General features: G+C 40.0%; 19 protein-coding genes. 4 read left to right on the top strand and 15 right to left on the bottom strand.

Annotated features, from left to right (window positions below; genetic code table 11):
* The first annotated feature begins 73 nt into the window (after positions 1-73).
* The 3 genes from glpX to R7P72_RS13485 all read left to right on the top strand — a co-directional run bounded on the left by glpX (position 74) and on the right by R7P72_RS13485 (position 2,597).
* The gene (gene glpX / locus R7P72_RS13475; protein WP_005379534.1) at positions 74-1,081 is read left to right on the top strand and encodes a class II fructose-bisphosphatase; all 1,008 of its coding nucleotides are present in this window, start codon (positions 74-76) and stop codon (positions 1,079-1,081) included.
* A 384-nt stretch (positions 1,082-1,465) separates the two neighbouring features.
* Positions 1,466-2,086 carry a helix-turn-helix transcriptional regulator gene (locus R7P72_RS13480; protein ID WP_005379532.1) on the top strand — a complete coding sequence of 207 codons (621 nt, stop codon included), beginning with the start codon at positions 1,466-1,468 and terminating at the stop codon, positions 2,084-2,086.
* Between the two features lie 160 nt (positions 2,087-2,246).
* Positions 2,247-2,597 carry a DUF3135 domain-containing protein gene (locus R7P72_RS13485; protein ID WP_005379531.1) on the top strand — a complete coding sequence of 117 codons (351 nt, stop codon included), beginning with the start codon at positions 2,247-2,249 and terminating at the stop codon, positions 2,595-2,597.
* On the opposite strand, the gene R7P72_RS13490 is transcribed toward R7P72_RS13485, so the two are convergent.
* The 3 genes from R7P72_RS13490 to R7P72_RS13500 all read right to left on the bottom strand — a co-directional run bounded on the left by R7P72_RS13490 (position 2,591) and on the right by R7P72_RS13500 (position 5,043).
* Positions 2,591-2,884, bottom strand: a complete 294-nt coding sequence (locus R7P72_RS13490) for a GIY-YIG nuclease family protein (RefSeq protein WP_049872675.1) — start codon at positions 2,882-2,884, stop codon at positions 2,591-2,593. The two genes, R7P72_RS13485 and R7P72_RS13490, sit on opposite strands and share 7 nt — an antisense overlap.
* Positions 2,885-4,110: 1,226 nt before the next feature.
* A complete protein-coding gene (locus R7P72_RS13495; RefSeq protein WP_005379526.1) occupies positions 4,111-4,533 on the bottom strand; it encodes a DUF805 domain-containing protein in 423 nt (140 codons plus the stop codon).
* Between the two features lie 162 nt (positions 4,534-4,695).
* Positions 4,696-5,043 (bottom strand): 5-carboxymethyl-2-hydroxymuconate Delta-isomerase, encoded by a 348-nt coding sequence (locus R7P72_RS13500; protein WP_005379524.1) that lies wholly within the window; start codon positions 5,041-5,043, stop codon positions 4,696-4,698.
* Positions 5,044-5,312: 269 nt separating this feature from the next.
* On the opposite strand from R7P72_RS13500, the gene tpiA reads away from it, so the two are divergent.
* The gene (gene tpiA, locus R7P72_RS13505) at positions 5,313-6,083 is read left to right on the top strand and encodes a triose-phosphate isomerase (protein ID WP_005384863.1); all 771 of its coding nucleotides are present in this window, start codon (positions 5,313-5,315) and stop codon (positions 6,081-6,083) included.
* Positions 6,084-6,180: 97 nt separating this feature from the next.
* Here the strand turns inward: tpiA and galU are convergent, their stop codons facing one another.
* The 12 genes from galU to R7P72_RS13565 form a co-directional block, all read right to left on the bottom strand.
* On the bottom strand, positions 6,181-7,059 hold the full coding sequence (gene galU, locus R7P72_RS13510) for a UTP--glucose-1-phosphate uridylyltransferase GalU (RefSeq protein ID WP_005379521.1): 879 nt from the start codon (positions 7,057-7,059) through the stop codon (positions 6,181-6,183).
* Between the two features lie 48 nt (positions 7,060-7,107).
* The gene (locus R7P72_RS13515) at positions 7,108-8,112 is read right to left on the bottom strand and encodes an NAD-dependent epimerase (protein WP_005379520.1); all 1,005 of its coding nucleotides are present in this window, start codon (positions 8,110-8,112) and stop codon (positions 7,108-7,110) included.
* 66 nt (positions 8,113-8,178) lie between these two features.
* Positions 8,179-9,345 (bottom strand): nucleotide sugar dehydrogenase, encoded by a 1,167-nt coding sequence (locus R7P72_RS13520; RefSeq protein WP_005379519.1) that lies wholly within the window; start codon positions 9,343-9,345, stop codon positions 8,179-8,181.
* Positions 9,346-9,445: 100 nt separating this feature from the next.
* Positions 9,446-11,551, bottom strand: a complete 2,106-nt coding sequence (locus R7P72_RS13525; protein WP_318110590.1) for a YjbH domain-containing protein — start codon at positions 11,549-11,551, stop codon at positions 9,446-9,448.
* Between the two features lie 24 nt (positions 11,552-11,575).
* The gene (locus R7P72_RS13530) at positions 11,576-12,727 is read right to left on the bottom strand and encodes a glycosyltransferase family 4 protein (protein WP_045626194.1); all 1,152 of its coding nucleotides are present in this window, start codon (positions 12,725-12,727) and stop codon (positions 11,576-11,578) included.
* An 8-nt stretch (positions 12,728-12,735) separates the two neighbouring features.
* Entirely contained in the window at positions 12,736-13,743 is a 1,008-nt protein-coding gene (locus tag R7P72_RS13535; protein ID WP_318110591.1) for an NAD-dependent epimerase, read from the bottom strand.
* Complete coding sequence (locus tag R7P72_RS13540) at positions 13,740-14,645, bottom strand: ATP-grasp fold amidoligase family protein (RefSeq protein WP_318110593.1); 906 nt, start codon at positions 14,643-14,645, stop codon at positions 13,740-13,742. The genes R7P72_RS13535 and R7P72_RS13540 overlap by 4 nt, the downstream gene beginning before the upstream one ends.
* Positions 14,633-15,769 carry a glycosyltransferase gene (locus tag R7P72_RS13545; RefSeq protein ID WP_318110596.1) on the bottom strand — a complete coding sequence of 379 codons (1,137 nt, stop codon included), beginning with the start codon at positions 15,767-15,769 and terminating at the stop codon, positions 14,633-14,635. The genes R7P72_RS13540 and R7P72_RS13545 overlap by 13 nt, the downstream gene beginning before the upstream one ends.
* Entirely contained in the window at positions 15,738-16,799 is a 1,062-nt protein-coding gene (locus R7P72_RS13550; RefSeq protein ID WP_318110598.1) for a hypothetical protein, read from the bottom strand. Before R7P72_RS13550 ends, R7P72_RS13545 begins: the two co-directional genes overlap by 32 nt.
* 4 nt (positions 16,800-16,803) lie before the next feature.
* On the bottom strand, positions 16,804-17,289 hold the full coding sequence (locus R7P72_RS13555) for a serine O-acetyltransferase (RefSeq protein WP_222809348.1): 486 nt from the start codon (positions 17,287-17,289) through the stop codon (positions 16,804-16,806).
* Positions 17,267-18,472 (bottom strand): lipopolysaccharide biosynthesis protein, encoded by a 1,206-nt coding sequence (locus R7P72_RS13560; protein WP_318110602.1) that lies wholly within the window; start codon positions 18,470-18,472, stop codon positions 17,267-17,269. The genes R7P72_RS13555 and R7P72_RS13560 overlap by 23 nt, the downstream gene beginning before the upstream one ends.
* Positions 18,466-19,461, bottom strand: a complete 996-nt coding sequence (locus tag R7P72_RS13565; protein WP_318110604.1) for a hypothetical protein — start codon at positions 19,459-19,461, stop codon at positions 18,466-18,468. The genes R7P72_RS13560 and R7P72_RS13565 overlap by 7 nt, the downstream gene beginning before the upstream one ends.
* Position 19,462: the final 1 nt, after the last annotated feature.

The following is a 19,462-nucleotide window of genomic DNA, read 5'->3' on the forward strand; positions in this document are numbered from 1 at the left end:
GCAAACGTTTACTCGACCTTGTGATAGAATCGCCGCGCAAATTCTTCTTCCCTCTTGCTTACTTGGAGACATCATGAAACGCGATTTAGCAATGGCATTTTCCCGTGTGACTGAAGGTGCAGCTCTGGCTGGTTACAAATGGCTTGGCCGTGGCGATAAAAACGCAGCCGATGGCGCAGCTGTTGAAGTTATGCGCACGCTACTGAACAAAACAGATATCAGTGGTGAAATTGTCATTGGTGAGGGTGAAATCGATGATGCGCCAATGCTGTACATTGGTGAGCAAGTGGGTATGGGTGGTGATGAAGTAGATATTGCAGTCGACCCGATTGAAGGAACGCGTATGACGGCAATGGGACAATCGAACGCACTAGCCGTACTTGCCGCAGGTGAGAAAGGCAGCTTTCTTAAAGCGCCAGATATGTACATGGAAAAACTGGTTGTTGGCCCTGGTGCAAAAGGCGTAATTGACTTAGAAAAGCCGTTAAAAGAAAACCTAGAGAACGTAGCAAAAGCCCTGAACAAGCCACTTGATACCCTAGTCGTTATTACCCTTGCGAAACCTCGCCACGATAACGTTATTGCAGAAATGCAAGCAATGGGCGTGCGTGTCTTTGCGGTGCCTGATGGTGACGTGGCTGCCTCTATTCTGACTTGTATGCCAGACAGTGAAGTGGACATGATGTACTGTATTGGTGGCGCGCCAGAAGGGGTAGTATCAGCGGCGGTAATTCGAGCGCTAGACGGTGATATGCACGGTCGCCTGCTTCCTCGTCACGAAGTAAAAGGCGATACTGAAGAAAACCGCATTTACGGCGCAGATGAACTAAAACGCTGCGATGAAATGGGCGTAAAAGCGAATGTTGTCCTCAAAATGGAAGACATGGCTCGTAGCGACAATGTGGTATTTTCAGCTACAGGCATCACTAAAGGTGACTTGCTGGAAGGTATCTCTCGTCAAGGCAATATAGCGACCACAGAAACGCTGCTCGTGCGAGGTCGATGCCGTACTATTCGTCGCATTAAGTCGACTCACTACCTAGATCGTAAAGATCCAGAAGTACGCGATATTATTCTTTAAGCATTTCCCGAGGCTCTAGCTCAATCTGAGTTTGAGCCTTTCTTTCCGCACAGCCGGACAGTAGATTCTGAATCACCTAGTCCCTCGCCGTTCAGAATGACGGAGACTTTAATAAGCTCTAAATCAAAAGAACTCGTCATTCTAGCGAGATCCAGCGAGACTAAGAATCTGGTAACAGCAGACTGCTATTCTTTCCTGGTCACCTTAACCACTGCTCAACCGGACGATAGATTCTGAATCACCTCGTTCCTCGCTGTTCAGAATGACGACATATATTGACTCATATGAACATAGCGCCTACAAATCCACACTCAAATTAAGTCAACACTTTTCTTTACTAACCCTATCGCGCATAATATGTACTGACGTATAAATGGTGGGTATATGAAGACCGTAGATAGGATATTGCAAATCGTTAAGCGTGATGGCTCCGTCACTGCAAAACAACTCTCTTCTGAGCTAGGGATGACAACCATGGGGGCTCGTCAGCACCTGCAAAGTTTAGAAGATGATGGCATTCTTTCTATCCATGACGTAAAAGTAAAAGTCGGTCGCCCTGCTCGTCATTGGTCTCTCACTCAAAAAGGTCATGAGCAATTTGCTGACCGTCACGGTGAGTTGACTATTCAGTTTATAGAAGCTGTCGAACATATCTTTGGCAAAGATGGACTGGAAAAAGTCACATCAGAAAGGGAAAAACTCACGTTACAAAGTTATCGTCAGCATCTTGAGCAATGCGACTCTCTGCAAAGCAAACTAGAAACACTCGTCACATTAAGAGAGCAAGAAGGCTATATGGCAGAGCTCGAGAAAGATGAGAACGGATTCATCTTGATCGAAAATCACTGTCCGATTTGTAAAGCCGCAACTCGCTGCCCAAGCTTGTGCCAATCAGAATTAAGTGTCTTTCAGTCTTTACTTGGACGTGACACCAAAGTAGAGCGTACCGAACACATCATTAGTGGCCAAAGACGCTGCGTTTACCGCATCCAACAACTGCAGTAACCACCACAACCAAGCATCGACATGCCGCACTTATTCAATCTCAAGCTTGAAAGCTTCTCTTATAAGTGAGACGGCTGAAGAATTCATCCTCTCTCCTCTTTCTAGTGGTATAGGCTTTTAGTAACTAAAGGCAATTTCCATAAGGATTTGGAGAGCATCGATGTCTACTCTACGTCATATCCCATCCCAAACGCTTCCTCCATTCGATGAAATGGTTCAAATGGCAGAGCGAGACCCAGAAGCTTTTGAGCAATTTCGTCATGAGATGGCGAAAGAGATGATCGAAAGCGCATCAGAAGATATGAAAGAAAGATTGTGGGCTCAACAAAGCCACATTGATAGAGTCATCAGCACGTGTAAAAACCCTCATCACACCAATGTGGTATTGATGAACGAGTTGCAAAAACAGGTCGTAAAGTTCAAAGCAGCGCTAGAAGGGGAAGCGACACCGACACAAAAAGCGGATGTGGTTAGCTTAAATGCGTTTAAAGATAGGGATGATTTTTACTGATACTCAGTAGATAGATCGAGAAAGTTAGGGTTCGTTTCTCTTACCAAGGCTAACTTCCACTCACGCTTCCACTGCTTGAGCTGCTTTTCTCGGTTTATAGCCGTAGCCATATCGTCGAATAGCTCAAAGCAAACGAGCTTATGAACGTTGTATTTCTTAGTAAATCCTTCCACTACTCCATTTTTATGTTGCCATATTCTTTGGGGCAGCTGACTGGTAACACCTATGTAGAGAACGGCGTTGTTATTTGACGTTAGGATATAAACGCAAGGTGTCTTATCGATGATTCATTCTCCTTCATTATTCGCTGTTACTTTTCCGTTGTAATTCGCAAGCTCAGGCAGTTTATTTCAATCTCAGAGCACTCTGCGCCTAGATTCTGAATCACACTCGTCCCTCGCTGTTCAGAATGATGATGACTTTAACAGCCTCCAAACCAAAAAGGATCGTCATTCTAGCGAGCCTTAGCGAGACTAAAAATCTCGTAACAGCAAGCTCCTATTCTTTCCCGCTCAGCTTAACCACTGCTCAACCGGACGATAGATTCTGGACCACGCTCATTCCTCGCAGTTCAGAATGACGGTGAGTTTAACAGCCTCTAAATCAAAAGAGTCCGTCATTCTAGCGAGCCGCAGCGAGACTAAGAATCTGGTAACAGCAAGCTCCTATTCTCTCCCGCTCACCTAAACCACCGCACAATCGGATAATAGATTCTGAACCACCTCGTTCCTCGTTGTTCAGAATGACGATGACTTTAAGAGCCTCTAAATAAAAAGAGCTCGTCATTCTAGCGAGCCTTAGCGAGACTAAAAATCTCGTAACAGCAAGCTCCTATTCTTTCCCGTTCACCTAAACCACCGTACAATCGGATGATAGATTCTGAACCACACTCGCACCTCTCTGTTCAGAATAACGATGACTTTAACAGCCTCCAAACCAAAAAGGATCGTCATTCTAGCGAACCTTAGCAAGGCTAAGAATCTGGTAACAACAAGCACCTATTCTTTCGCACTCACCTTAGCCACTGCTCAACCGGACGATAGATTCTGATTCACACTCGTGCCTCGTTGTTCAGAATGATGGTGGCTTTAACAGCCTCTAAATCAAAAGAGTTCGTCATTCTAGCGAGCCTTAGCGAGACTAAGGATCTGGTAACAGCAAACTCCTACTCTTTCACACACAGCTTAACCAGGGCTCAAGCGGACGATAGATTCTGAATCACACTCATTCCTCGCTGTTCAGAATGACAGTGGCTTTAAGAGCCTCTAAATCAAAAGAGTCCGTCATTCTAGCGAGCCTCAGCGAGACTAAGAATCTAGTAACAGCAAGCTCCTATTCTTTCCCACTCAGCTTAAACACTGCTCAAGCGGACGATAGATTCTGAATCACACTCGTCCCTCGCTGTTCAGAATGATGATGACTTTAACAGCCTCCAAACCAAAAAGGATCGTCATTCTAGCGAGCCTTAGCGAGACTAAGAATCTACTTTCAGCACGCACGATACTTGAGGCAATTACTCCGGCTCAGGGCCATATTGGTTTGGTCCTGATGTCCCCTTTAAGAGACCACATTCAATTAGAATCCATAAACCACAAATCAGAGAAATGGAAGCGACGAACATCTGTGGGGTCGACGGCTCTTGCGCGGCAGGGCTGGTCATTGGCGTGGCAATTCGTCCGATAATCAGCGGAATATTCAGTGCTAGCCAATAGATCGATTTGTTGCGGTCGTGCCAACGCTTGGTGGTGATCGCCAAATCAGGGATCAACAGAACCACCAAGAAAATAGGAAGAAGCACATAGGAGAGAGTAGGAAGCAGTTGGCTGATACCGGCACCAAAGCCTAGAATGGACACATAGTAAATGACGTTCCAAATCCAGTAGGTTTTACGGTTTATACGTCCTTGAAAAGAAAACAGTAACTCTTTAGTCGACATCAAATTTTACCCCAAAGTAGAAAGGTTATAGATTAGCCGAGTCGATATAGTTTGGAAAGGACACCGATAGCTTGGGTGCCCACAACGACCTTACAATAAGCAGAGCCAGGCTGAGAATTCGTAGCAATAACCCCTCGCTATTCTCGGGCAATTCAGCGCAACCTAGTTCACGACCTTTTGGAAGCTATCTATATCTATGTCTCGGATATTGACTGTTAAACTGTGCACGTGACTGGCTTGCTCTTGAAGTGTCGCCATCAAGGCTCGTGACAGTTCTCGCTTTTGTTCTTGGGAGCGACCAGATAACAAATCAAAGTTGATATGGATAAAGTCGAGGCTATCACCCTCCTCTCCTATTAACCAATTGTGGCACCGGAGCGTTCTAGATTTCACTGACGCGAGTTCAAAGAGGCCACTTTCTAACGCCGTTTTATGTAAATCCTCCAGCAACCCCTGAACATTGACGCGTTCTTCCACCGAGTTTGAATACTCTAAAACGAGATTTGGCATTTTGATTCCTTTCTACAACAATTAATTCCAGCGCGTAGTAATACCAATCTCAGCAGCAATTTCCGAGGAATGAACTATCATTCTGTCTACGCGATCACCAATCGGTTGCTTTTGACAAAAATAACAGGATCGATGCTTGGTCGAATCAGTAAAGAAAGCCGGACAAGACATGACGCCAATCATGATCTGTTCACATTATTCTGTTATATTCCTACGTAGATTTTTTACATTAATTGACTATTTACATTAAAGATAAGGGAGATATTCCTATGCGTCGTCCTGTAGTGATGGGTAACTGGAAACTAAACGGCAGCAAAGCAATGGTAACTGAGCTGCTAACTGGTCTTAACGCTGAACTTGAAGGCGTTGAAGGTGTTGACGTAGCAGTCGCTCCACCAGCACTTTACATCGACCTAGCAGAGCGCGTAATCGCTGAAGGCGGTAACAAGATCATCCTAGGTGCTCAAAACACTGACCTAAACAACAGCGGTGCGTTCACTGGCGATATGTCTCCAGAAATGCTGAAAGATTTCGGTGCTACTCACATCATCATCGGTCACTCAGAGCGTCGTGAATACCACAACGAATCTGACGAGTTCATCGCTAAGAAATTCAACTTCCTAAAAGAAAACGGTCTAACACCTGTTTTCTGTATCGGTGAATCTGAAGCGCAAAACGAAGCTGGCGAAACTGAAGCAGTATGTGCACGTCAAATCAACGCAGTTATCGACACTTACGGTGTTGAAGCTCTAAACGGCGCAATCATCGCTTACGAACCAATCTGGGCTATCGGTACTGGTAAAGCAGCAACAGCTGAAGATGCACAACGCATCCACGCTTCTATCCGCGCACTAATCGCAGCAAAAGACGAAGCAGTTGCAGCACAAGTAATCATCCAATACGGTGGTTCTGTTAAGCCAGAAAACGCTGAAGCTTACTTCTCACAACCAGACATCGACGGCGCTCTCGTTGGCGGTGCTTCTCTAGACGCTAAAAGCTTCGCAGCAATCGCTAAAGCAGCGGCTAAAGCAAAAGCTTAATCTCGTTTTTACTGAGAGTAGAAATAACAAAGGGATGCATCATGCATCCCTTTTTGTTTGTGTTGTACCGTCGGAGTACCTAATAGAAAGTTCCGACTTACGCTGGCTCAGCAATTTTCACGGTTGGCTTTTTCGCGAGCTCCGCACTGGAATCTTTCTTATAAAGGTTCTCGTAGCAGTAATTTGTGGCTTCAATGTAGCCTTCTACGCTACCGCAATCAAAGCGCTGACCTTTAAATTTGTATGCCAAAACACAACCAGATTGAGCTTGTTGCATCAGCGCATCGGTGATTTGAATCTCACCACCTTTACCTGGCTCTGTATTTTCAATCAGTTCAAAGATATCAGGTGTCAGAATGTAGCGACCAATAATCGCTAGATTGCTAGGTGCAGTGCCTGGCTCTGGCTTTTCAACCATGTTATCAATGCGGAAGATATCATCTTTGATCATCTCGCCAGCAATCACACCGTATTTATGCGTTTCTGATTCCGGCACTTCTTGTACCGCAACGATTGAACAGCGGAACTGTTTGTACAGCTCAACCATTTGCGCTAGAACGCCTTTGTCCCCATTCACACATAGGTCATCCGCAAGCACAACAGCAAACGGTTCATCACCGACCAATTCACGTCCCGTAAGAATAGCGTGACCTAAGCCTTTCATTTCACGCTGACGGATGTAAGTGTAACTCGCAGAATCAATCAAAGAACGAATATCATCAAGCAGCGCTTCTTTACTTGTACCGCTAATTTGATGCTCTAGCTCGTAGTTTTTATCAAAGTGATCCATTAACGAGTGCTTACCACGACCAGTGACGATGCACATACCATCCATACCGGCTTCAATCGCCTCTTCAACACCGTATTCAATCAATGGCTTGTTTACCACTGGCATCATTTCTTTCGGCATCGACTTAGTCGCAGGAAGGAAACGTGTACCGTAACCCGCCGCAGGGAATAAACACTTTTTAATCATTTTATTAAACCTAACTCAACCAATAGCGAGCACTCAGCTCGCTATTTATTATTTGTTGTAAAACTCTTTATACCAAGAGACAAACTCAGCAACTCCTTCTTTTACAGTTACTTTTGGTTTGTAGCCAGTCGCAGAAAATAAGTCTTCTGTATCCGCATAGGTTTGATAGACATCACCGGGTTGCATTTCTCGGAAGTTTTTCTTAGCTTCAATACCCAGTTCATCTTCAATCGCTTTAACAAAATCCATTAGGTTAATCGGTGAACCATGGCCTATGTTATAAACGGCGTAAGGCGCAGAGCTACTTGCTGGAGTACCATCTTCAACGGTCCAGCTATCATTACGTGCAGGCAACACATCCGAAATACGAACCACACCTTCGACAATATCATCCACATGAGTAAAGTCGCGCCACATATCACCATTGTTATTAATATCAATGGTTTCACCATCAAGAATCTTTTTAGTGAAAATAAAAGGAGCCATATCAGGGCGTCCCCATGAACCGTAAACGGTAAAGAAACGCAGGCCTGTGGTCGGAATATCGTATAGATGCGAATAACTATGAGCCATTAGCTCATTAGACTTTTTGGTTGCCGCATACAGTGACACCGGGTGATCAACACTATCAGATGTAGCAAATGGTACCTTGGCATTTAAGCCATATACAGAACTAGATGATGCATACACTAAGTGCTTAACATCATTTTGACGACAACCTTCAAGGATATTCAAATGTCCTACTAGGTTAGAGTCTGCGTAAGCATGAGGGTTTTCCAAAGAGTAACGTACGCCAGCTTGCGCGGCCAAATGAATAACACGATCAAATTTCTCTGTCGAGAAGAGTGTTTCCATCACAGAGCGATCAGCAATATCAACGTTCAAAAACTTGAACATAGGATGTTCAATACGGGACAATCGAGCAAGCTTCAAGTTTACATCGTAATAATCGTTTAGATTGTCGATACCAACAACTTCATTCCCTGCAGCATTTAGCTTCTCTACGGTTGCACTACCAATAAAACCGGCCGCACCTGTCACTAAGTATTTCATCAGATTGATTACCTTAATAAAACGAAAGCCAGTCACTACGACTGGCTTATTATAATGTCATTTTGATTAGTCGCTACCAAACAGGTCTCTGGTATAAACTTTATCAGCCACATCAGCAAGTTCTTCAACCATGCGGTTAGAAACAATAACATCTGACACTTGTTTGAACTCTTCAAGATCGCGGATAACGACAGAGTGGAAAAACTCATCTTCCTGAAGTACTGGCTCGTACACCACTACTTCAATACCTTTCGCTTTAATACGCTTCATAATGCCTTGAATTGACGAAGCGCGGAAGTTATCTGAACCAGACTTCATAATTAAGCGGTAGATACCCACCACTTTTGGCTGGCGTTTGATAATTGAGTCTGCAATAAAATCTTTACGCGTGCGGTTTGCATCAACGATTGCACCAATGATGTTGTTAGGAACTTCTTGGTAGTTTGCTAACAATTGCTTTGTATCTTTTGGTAAGCAGTAACCACCATAACCGAATGACGGGTTGTTGTAGTGATTGCCAATACGAGGGTCTAAGCCAACACCTTCAATAATTTGGCGAGCGTCAAGATTATGAGCTTCAGCATACGAATCTAACTCATTGAAATAAGCTACGCGCATCGCAAGATACGTGTTTGAGAACAACTTAACCGCTTCTGCTTCTGTAGAGTCAGTAAACAGAACCGAGATGTCTTCTTTTACCGCACCTTCGACCAAAAGGTTAGCGAACTTCTCTGCACGTTCGCTGCGCTCTCCAACGATGATGCGAGACGGGTGTAGGTTATCGTAAAGAGCTTTGCCTTCGCGAAGAAACTCCGGAGAGAACATAACATTCTGACAACCGAGTTCCTCTTTAATGCGCGCAGTATAACCCACAGGTACAGTCGACTTAATCACCATAACTGCATCTGGATTAATTGCCATCACATCTTTAATCACTGCTTCAACTGAAGAAGTATTAAAGTAGTTCGTTTGAGGGTCATAATCCGTTGGTGTGGCAATAACAACAAACTCCGCGTCTTTGTAAGCCAGCTCTTTATCTAGCGTCGCGATAAAGTTGAGTTCTTTGTTTGCAAGGAAATGTTCGATTTCCACATCAACAATTGGAGATTTCTTGTCATTCAACAAGTCCACTTTTTCTTGGATAATATCAACCGCCACAACCTCATGGTTTTGTGACAATAACATGGCATTGGACAAACCGACGTAGCCCGTGCCTGCTACAGCAATTTTCATTTTTATTTCCTATTATTTGACTGACGCTAGCATATCAAAACACCGACACTCTCGGTAGAGTGTGGTGAATAATTAGAAAGCTCAAACTCGCGACAAAAACTTAATTTAACTGAGAACCCAAATAACGCAAATACGCGTTGCGAATGCGCAGCTTGTTCTGCTCAAAGTACTCTTGGCCATAACGGCCTCGGTTAAAGTAGCGGCGAAGCATACTATTATCCATTACGAGTTCATCACCCTGGCCTGCTGCCAAATAGTTTGTATCGTTGCCAACTCGCGTCGTAACGTTGAAATCATAAGCCTCGTTACCACGAACTTGTATCACTCCCGGAGACATATCACGCCATGGCGTTAATGGCAGCTTTACCGACACAGTGACAAACTGCTCTTCGTCTGTATCGTTAAACTTTGTCACCTGATAACTTGCAGATACTTCTATGTCTTCAAACCAATGTGATGTCGTGAATTTTGTGCCAACATCCCCTTTCCAAAACTCTCCAGCAGTCGCATTAAACTGCCAATCCCACTCCGGCATAGAGAATGTATAACGAGTTAAAAAGGTTTGTCGGTCTGGGTTCGCATAACCATTTTTGTCTTTTTCGTCTTGATGTTGGAAGTAGCTCATCTCTAGTCCCAACTCATGGTTGCCCGACTGAGAGAACCAAGCTGATTCGCTGCGCGCACCGATATAATCCGACTTAACCAAGCCTAGAGAGACCTGGTTAGCAATATCGACATATGGTAAACGGAAGAACTGATGCACCATTGCACGATCAATCTCGTTCTCGTACGCGCTGTCTTCGAAATACCCACCTTCTTCAAAATCGTCACTTTCTGCTAAAGGTAAAATATGACGAACATCAATTGCCGCGCCAGACCATAGGTAGGTGTATAAGTTGCTAGACATAGCAAAAGAGTAATCATACACACCGTACTCGGTTGCAAAACCATGCCTTACCATAGGAGAAAGCACGATCTGCGAATCTAAAGTGCCTGAATTAACTCGCTCCGTTTTCCAATCAACCATGTCTAATCTTTCCGACAAATCGCGCGTGATAAACTGAATGTCATCACAAGCTGCGCTACCATTGACAAAACTTTGGTAACAGTTAGAGTCAGACAAAACGCTGACCACTGGTTTTTGGTTGGCAAGCATCACAAGTTCAAATTGATCCGATGCAGCGCCTATATCTTGCGCCGCATTTTGACCTAAATGACTCGACACAATACCCAGAGCGACACCTAGTCCGTCAACTTGGTTATGGTTGTAGCGGCGGTTTTCTACAGCCACCACAACTTTGTCATTTGATACGCCCACTTGAACATTAACGAAGCCTTCATTTTTTAACGCACTAACCAAAGAGGAAATTGACGCTTGTTGCGCTTTGTTTTGCTCAACGACTAAACGATCCATTAACGTCATATTATTCTTCGCGTAGTCGCGAGAGCGAGAGTATTCCGTTATCAATGGCATCGAGAGTGCAGCACTCCAAACGCTTGAACCATCCGATTCATGACCAGAATAAATCTGGTAGCTTAATGAGGCGGTTATATCATTAGGCAGTAAATCATCGGGAGTGAACACTTTTATAGAAGAGTTGAATTCTACTGAATCGTACTCTCCTACTAGTTGAACAAAGTCAAAAGGTTGGTATTCAAAGCCACCAAAAGGGCCATCTAGAACACCCATCAAACGCTCTTCTGACTGACCGAAACCAGCAGAAACCCTTAAGGGAAGTGCATTAAACGTATAATCAGCGACGGCAAAATTAGTCATGAGCTTATTTGCAGCCCCACCGACATCTTGCATACCCAAAGCAAAATCTAAGTTCTCATTCCCCCAAAAATTGGGAACCTGATACTTCAGTGATAATGATAAATCTCGAATACCGCCACAGCCTGTTTTAAAACAGTTCGAGTTATAATCATAAGTAACGATACTACCATGAGCCTCTAACCCTTCAATGAGGCCGAAAGATACTTTTATAGAATCTAAACCTTGCACCTCGTCAAGCCAAGGGCGCCCTTGGGCAAAAGATACACCAAAGTCGCCATACTCTTTAACTTGAGCATTAGGGTTAAAAACCAGTCCACTAAAGCTTTGGTTAGAATTTAGCGTCTGCAATTCGTTTGCCGCGACGCCACAACTAAAAGCCAACGATAGGGTAATTATCGTTACTTCATCCACTGAAATCTTTTTGATCATAACTCTTTATTTTATTTAGTTTTGCTAGCTGGCACTGAGGCCTTCTGCTTGAGTTTTTTCTTTTTGAAAGCAATCTTCCACTGCGTCCAAGTATTTTTGTATGACTAACTGCTCATCAAACTCTCGTTCAACTTTTTGACGACTGAATTGTCCCATTGTTAACCTTTCTTGATGAGTGAGGTTGATCACCAAATCTAGTTTTTCAATCAAACTCTCTGTCGAGCGAGGAGCACATAAATAACCATTGACTCCATCGTCAACCGTTTCACGACAACCAACATTGTCGGTTGTTACTATGGGTTTCCCCATTGCCGCCGCTTCAAGTAACGATTTAGGAACTCCCTCTCGATAGAATGAAGGAAGCACCATGCAATCTACCTTCGCAATCTCCTCTTCTACACAATCAGAAGTGCCAAGATAACTTACAATGCCTTCATCAACCCACTTTTGCATATCGCTACTAGAGACTGCTGAAGGGTTATTAACATCAAGAAAACCTAGTAATCGAAATTCAACCTTATCACCATGTTTAGACTTCAATGCGCGAGCCGCTTCAACGTAGTGACCAATGCCTTTGTCGTACAACATTCTGGCAATCAATAAAAAGCGAATTACACCGTCATCATTTGCAGGGCTAACTTGAAAACGGTTGAGATCAGCTCCCGAACCGGGTAGACGATCAACAAGATACGATGGCGCTAACCGGTTCTCCAAAAACAACGTTTTATCGTCTTCATTTTGAAAGAAGATCTTACTTGCTTTAGATTGGCTCATTTTATACAGCAATCTGGCAATCTTAGACGTAAGGCCTTCATTAATAAAGACCATACCTAAGCCGGCAATATTATTGACCGACTTAGAGCCAACAAAATGCCCAGCTAACGTACCGTAGATATTATTCTTTGGAGTAAAGTTCAGTACCACATCGGGTTTGACGCTCTTAAAGATTTTGATAAATGAGAAAAACGTACCAATATCTTTAACAGGGTTTGTACCCCCTTGGTCAATGTTGATATGACAAAAGCTTGCTCCAAGTGATTCAAGCTTCGGTGAATAATCATCTTTAGGGGCTATAGCTACAACCTGATAACCAGCGTCCAACAACGCCGTAATGGTGTTTCTTCTGAAATTATATAAATACCAACTAGTATTTGCTGAAATCGCAACCGTTTTCATCTAACTACCTAAACCTTATAAAACTCGCGATACCAATCAACTAAGGCTTGAACGCCCTGTTTAAGACCAACTTGAGGTTTGTAGCCAGTCGCTTCGAATAAATCAGAGGTATCAGCATAAGTCTTATACACATCACCAGGCTGCATCTCGCGGAAGTTCTTTTTCGCTTCAATACCAAGCGCAGATTCGATTTCCGTGATGAAGTCCATAAGGTTAACTGGACTACCGTGACCGATATTGTAAACAGAGTATGGAGCTGAACTAGAAGCAGGCGTACCGGATTCAACGGTCCAGTCGTCATTTCTTTGAGGGATAAGCTCAGAAATACGCACAATACCTTCAACAATGTCGTCAATGTAAGTGAAGTCTCGCCACATATCGCCATTATTGTTTATATCAATTGTATCGCCCTCTAATATCTTCTTAGTGAAAATAAAAGGTGCCATGTCAGGACGACCCCATGGACCGTAAACGGTGAAGAACCGCAATCCAGTCGTCGGTAAGTCATACAAATGAGAATATGAATGTGCCATTAACTCATTTGATTTCTTCGTCGCTGCATACAAAGAAACTGGATGGTCAACCGTATCACTTGTTTCAAAAGGTGTTTTTTGATTCAAGCCATAAACAGAAGATGACGATGCGTAAACTAGATGCTTAACTTTTGAATGTCGGCAACCCTCTAGGATGTTTAGGTGACCAACTAAGTTAGAATCCGCATAGGCCATCGGGTTTTCTATAGAGTATCTCACACCAGCTTGAGCTGCTAAGTGGATAACACAATCAAACTGGTTGTTAGCGAAGAAATCAGCTACAGCTTGTCTATCCGAGAGATCCATCTTTACAAATTCGAATCGCTCACTATTATTGATCGTCAGTAGTCGAGCTTCTTTAAGATTAACATCATAGTAGTCATTAATATTATCTACACCAACAACACTCGCACCTTTACTCAAAAGTACTTCAATGGTTTTAGCGCCAATAAAACCCGCTGCGCCAGTTACTAAATATTTCATTTATTAAATTCCTTCCAATAACTACCTAATAAGACATCTGCATCTTTACTTGAAAGTGGTTCCCAACCACTACCATGACAAAAAGTTAGTTCTCCAAAATAAACCTTTCCATCGACGTTATACATATCAACTCGAACGTACTTAAAAGGTTTCGCTAATTTTTTTGCTAGTGAAACCACGTCAGGCATATTAATTGGAAACTCGTAGGAATCATCAACTGATTCATACTTGGGCTGTATAGCAAAATCTAACTTTTCTAAATGCTCGGAATACAGTGATCTTTTATGATTACTAAATCGGTCACTATCAACCTGAATTATTACTTTTTCCTGGTTACTATCGTCCCCTTGAAAAATATGCAATTTGTAATCGGATGGCAGAGAACCATCTTTATGCATTAATAACCCTTCCATCAGTACTTGAGGCGTTTCGAGATCATAGAAGTTTTCGTCAATCTTTTGTCCTATTTTTACTTTCAGGTAACGATTGAATTGTGCTGATAATGCATTTAAATCTGTTAATTTTGACTTATCGAGTACTACTTTAACATTCTCACCACCACCTCCATTACTCGTTTTGATAACAAACTTATTAGGTGCTTTGTAAAAGAAATCAGGCGTTACATGAGTTGTTTTTGCAATTAAAGGAATTAAATGTTCTTTACCAATAGTATCTTCGACGTATTTTCTCACAGTATACTTATCAACATAACGAGAGAAGCTTAATGATTGTGAATCTAACTTTCGAGCAAATACTTTTTCTGAAAATGTACTAGGGTTTACAAAGCTTGGATAATAACGATGAACGATAATAAATCTGAATTTATTATATACACTAGGTGTAAGGATTAATCTTAAACTATCTCTTATTATATTCTTTAATTGTTTTTTTAGTGATGACATTCTAGTACTTCCGCATATTTACTAGTTATCTCTTGATGACTAATGCTGTCAATAAATCCTTTACTATTATTTTCAAACTCAGAGCTAAGGATATATTGGTTTTCGATTGCATAACTTATTGCTTTACAAGCCGCTTCGATATCACCCACAGGAAACAATATGCCGCGCTTCTCATGAGAAAACTCACCTTTCGAAGCAGAGTAGTTAAGAAAGTCATCACAAAGGATTTCTTTAGGTCCAGTTTTACAATCACTGTGAATAGGGATAGCTTTAGATATCATCGATTCGATAAGAGCATTCGGGAATCCTTCAGCCTCAGAGCAAGATAGGTAGAATCCAAATTTATTTATATACTTAAATGGGTTTTCAACCATGTCATGGAAAGTAATGTTCTTCAATTCCTTGTGTCTAACATATTCCAGTAATTCATTTTTTAAAGAACCGTTTCCGAAAAAATGAAAATGACAATTATCTTGAAAACTTTCAGCGATTTTAATTACATCGTATGGTCGCTTAGATGGGTTCAAACGACCAACAATTGCTATGTGATATCGGTTATCGTCCACGGTTTCGTCAATTATTTCTTGGGCTAATTCTTTAATCTCGTCGATATTGTATGGATTATATATGACTCTATAATTTTCAGGTGTCCATCCAAAAACATCATTAAAGTCAGATAACATTTCCTTTGATTTAAATATATGCACATTTGCCTGCTTCAAGGCCATACTCATTAATGTTCTATGAACAAACTTCGTTATATTGGACTTGCTATTATAAAAACTGCTATAACTAAAACAATGTACAGATTGAAAAGTAAAGTTAGCACCAAAAATCTTTGCCAAACCGCAAGTTAAATTTGGATTATTTAAATGAGATTGAACCACATAATCATCCGGCAAAAAAACAAGCTTACAAATAGATTTAACAAAAGAAACAATGGGAAACTTAGAATTAAAGCTAACTTTTTTTAAAGATTTATTTTCATAGAACTCGTTATTATTTAACACCCATAAAGATGTGAACTGTCTAATTTTATTATTGAAGAAAAGCCTAGAAACAACCCTTTCTGCGCCCCCATGACTAAGGTTATTAATAAATATTATTTTTCTCTTTCTTTCCACAATTAACCTCAACCAAATAAAAAATAAACACAAGCATAGGAAATATTATACCAGACCTGTACCTAATAGATGAGCCAGGGTTTACGATTCCAACAGGGTAATGAGTAAACATTAAAAACAATGTGAAAGTAATAAATAAACACAAAGATAAAACATTAATACTTCTACTTCTATAGACAGAAAAGAAACTACCAACTAATGTAATTATAAAAATCAAAACTCCTTCTATGAAGAAAGGTAAGAAGCTAAGCCTATTAATTGATTCTCCAAGAGTTGGGCCTATAAATGCTTTGGGAACTCCGATAGGCGCATAAATAAAGAAATCATAAAGATCTATCCAATAATCATTTTTTCTAGTAGAGCCACCGTTCACAAAATAGCTATTTGTAATGACCTGTGTGTACTCATAAATAATGTCTATAAAATGGATAGCCATTGGAACAATTATAGAAAAACTTAGTATAGTAATAGATAATAAAAACTCTCTTCTTACCCCCAGGTTTCTTAATAAAAGAAGAAAGTAAGTAAATATAACTGCTGCGCTATAATGAGGTTTCAAAGAGAACAAGATAAAGAAAAATACACATACGAATATTGATGGTAGGTTTTTTCTATTTGAATGAACATCAATTAGGAACCCAACGCATAGTGACATAAAAAGAAGAACAAAAACTTCCTTTGATAAAATAGCCGTCCAAATACCAAAAGAAGGAAAAAAAATCGTTGTTAAGATTAAAACGTTCAGCTTATTGGATAAATTTGATTTTTTTATTAAGTAAATAATCGATGCTCCAGAAATTATCATTGAAGCTATATAACTACCAAGCTCACCCAAACTACTCCCTAAATACGAGAGTATAAACGCCGGACTAGTAAAGTCTTCACGATATAAATAATGTCCAGAAATATAATCTTCTGTATCCCCTAATTGTGAAAATTTTGAAAACACTAAGGTTGCAAACAGTAAATAAAATATTTTATTAAAGCTAATTATAAAAAACAGCTTATTGTTGGTAATGTTAGAAGTCATAAACTTATTTCTTACTAATTATCTTCGTACACTTGGGGAATATTATTGAGCGTTCTAACACATCAAAATTAACAAAAGAATTAGGCGCTATTTTACTCTCCATACCAACGGTTATATTACCAACTATAACAGCACCAGCCCCAACCAAAACACCATTTTCTAGAATTGGCGAGGTGTTTTTATCGAGTTTCTGAGAACCAATTGTCACTCCGTGCAATATAGTGCAACCATCTCCTATTTTACAACCACTAGATAGAAAGACTCCACTAAAGCCATGTTTGAATAGAACACTCCCACCTATTTCACAAGCATAAGGTACAGAACAGTTATTTAACATGGAAAAAAAACCATGAAATATTGTAATTATTTTTCTAATTACTGAAAGTTTCGTATTTCTTCCTATCCTATATGTTATAAATATGCATTTACATAAAAATCCAGAGTTTTTGTTAGTAGTCAAGTCATTTTTAATTTCTTGAAGTACAGTCATGTGATAAAGCCTTAAAAGAAACAATCATTAAAGTAATATTATATAAAACACCTATTGCAACGAAGGATAAAATCACATCATTTAAATCAATTTCCCAGATATTAATTGAGATTATTACAATTAATTTAAAAAATAAAAATATTTTTTCAACACTCACTAACAACTGTTGTCTAGCCGAATATACAATATAACTATATGAAGGGGAACTGAGTAAACCGACCCCAACCCAAAAACTAATCCAGCCCATATAATATGATGTTTCACTCCATTCACTTCCCCAAAATGAGTTGACAACAAAATCAGAAATTAAGTTAACAATTACAACAATAAGTACAGTTGGAATAACTAGAAAGATTGTATTTTTATAAACGACTTCTATTTTTACACTTGTTGCTGCTAATTGTTTGAGTAATAAGCTTCTTAAAGGCGTCAATATTATAGACATTGGCACAACTGTCAAAGCAAATGCTAGTGAAAAATAAGCCAATGACTCATAACCATACTTTAAAGGAAGTATCAGCATAGGTACTTGTTGAGATAAAGAGTTTAATAAACTTGCAACTGTGCCATATATAAAGTACTCTTTTTTTCTTAAGACAAAACTCTTAACCTTTGTCTTTTCATAAGTATCTGTCTTTTCTTTTCTTCTTCTAAAAATTGATGCAATAATTTCAGATAATATTCTGACTATTACCATTGGATATATTGCTTTAGGGATGTAATTAATAACACATTGCCCTATCAACATGAGAAAAGGCCTGATTACAGCAGTTATGCCATACTTTGACGTCTTGTCTTCTTTTATTAGAGCTGACCCAAACAATATGAACTTAGCATTAAAATAGGCTAAAATGACACCAGCCAAAGTCAAGAATATCAACTCTTTATCATGATAAACGAGACTTGTGAAAGCAATAAAAAACAAGAGTAAAAACAGTAGTAATGTAGAATACCTATTAATATGGTAAAATGTTTTTGATATATCTTCTTTAGCTTCTAATAAAATAACGCTGTCAGCTTTAAGGTAAAATAGAACTGAGATGGCGAGTGACAAACTATTTACATAACTATACTTACCGAACTCTTCCGCTCCAAATAACTTAGATCCATATGAAATCGCAATGAAGTTTACAATCTGAGCTAAGGCCAGAGCACCAGACATCCCAACAAGCTTTTTTAACACTTTTCATTCTCAATAAATAATACTAAGCTTTCAGCTAGTAATTCTTCTAAAACAGTATTGTTCTTATTCTCTAACCATTGATCTTCGACTTTTTCATAATAATATTGAGCATTGATTTGTGTATAAGGACCAAAGTGTGCGCATTGGAACTCAATACACTTGTATCCCTCTTTTGTCTTAATTATATCAATTGAAACATAAGGAGTTGCGAGTTTAGTTCTAAACTCCAAAGCAAAATTCAAAAGTTCTTCTTCTGGTTTTACAAATTCAAATTTTCCACTACCACTTGCTCTAAAGTCGTTCGTCCTTGTATTTCTTTTTAATACAAAGCATTTTTTGTTAAATACAAGAACTTTATAATCACATGTTAATTCATCAACAAAGTTTTGAAGAACATATGGTTCTTTTACTTTATAGTATTCCAGAGCTAATTCATTAATGCTTGTTCTTTTTAATTTTGATTTTAAAAATGCTCGTAAGTAATAGGCAACTCTTTTTATTCCGACTCTTGATAATATAGACTTACGAATAAAACTATTTAGCTCTTCCGTTTTACTAACTAATGTTACCCCTCCACTTCCGGCTCCATTGACAAGCTTAAGCACTTTTCTTTCGCTTATATTTCTAGGTTCAATGTAGTAACTCTGCTCAATAAAAGGAAGATCTTTTTGCTTTGCGTAAAGGCCCTGATAGCCTTTGTTTTCATGGCACTTAATTAAATCTCTATCAGGTATAACTGCGCTATTAAATACGGGTAATGAAAGGACGTCATCTAAATACTTTTTCACATCAAGGTTTTGATGACTTCCACAGACATATAAAGAACTATCACTATTATTTATCTCAAACTGTAAAGACTCAAAATCCAATAGATCCACATCATAGCCAAAGCTCTTAATGTGGTTAACAAACAACTCTAGATCAATCGATTTAAAAGTTGGTATTCTTTGCCCAAAATATTCTTTATGATGTAATACTTTAATTTTCATT

Source organism: Vibrio sp. Vb0888, assembly GCF_033338835.1.
Classification (GTDB): Bacteria; Pseudomonadota; Gammaproteobacteria; order Enterobacterales; family Vibrionaceae; genus Vibrio; species Vibrio alginolyticus.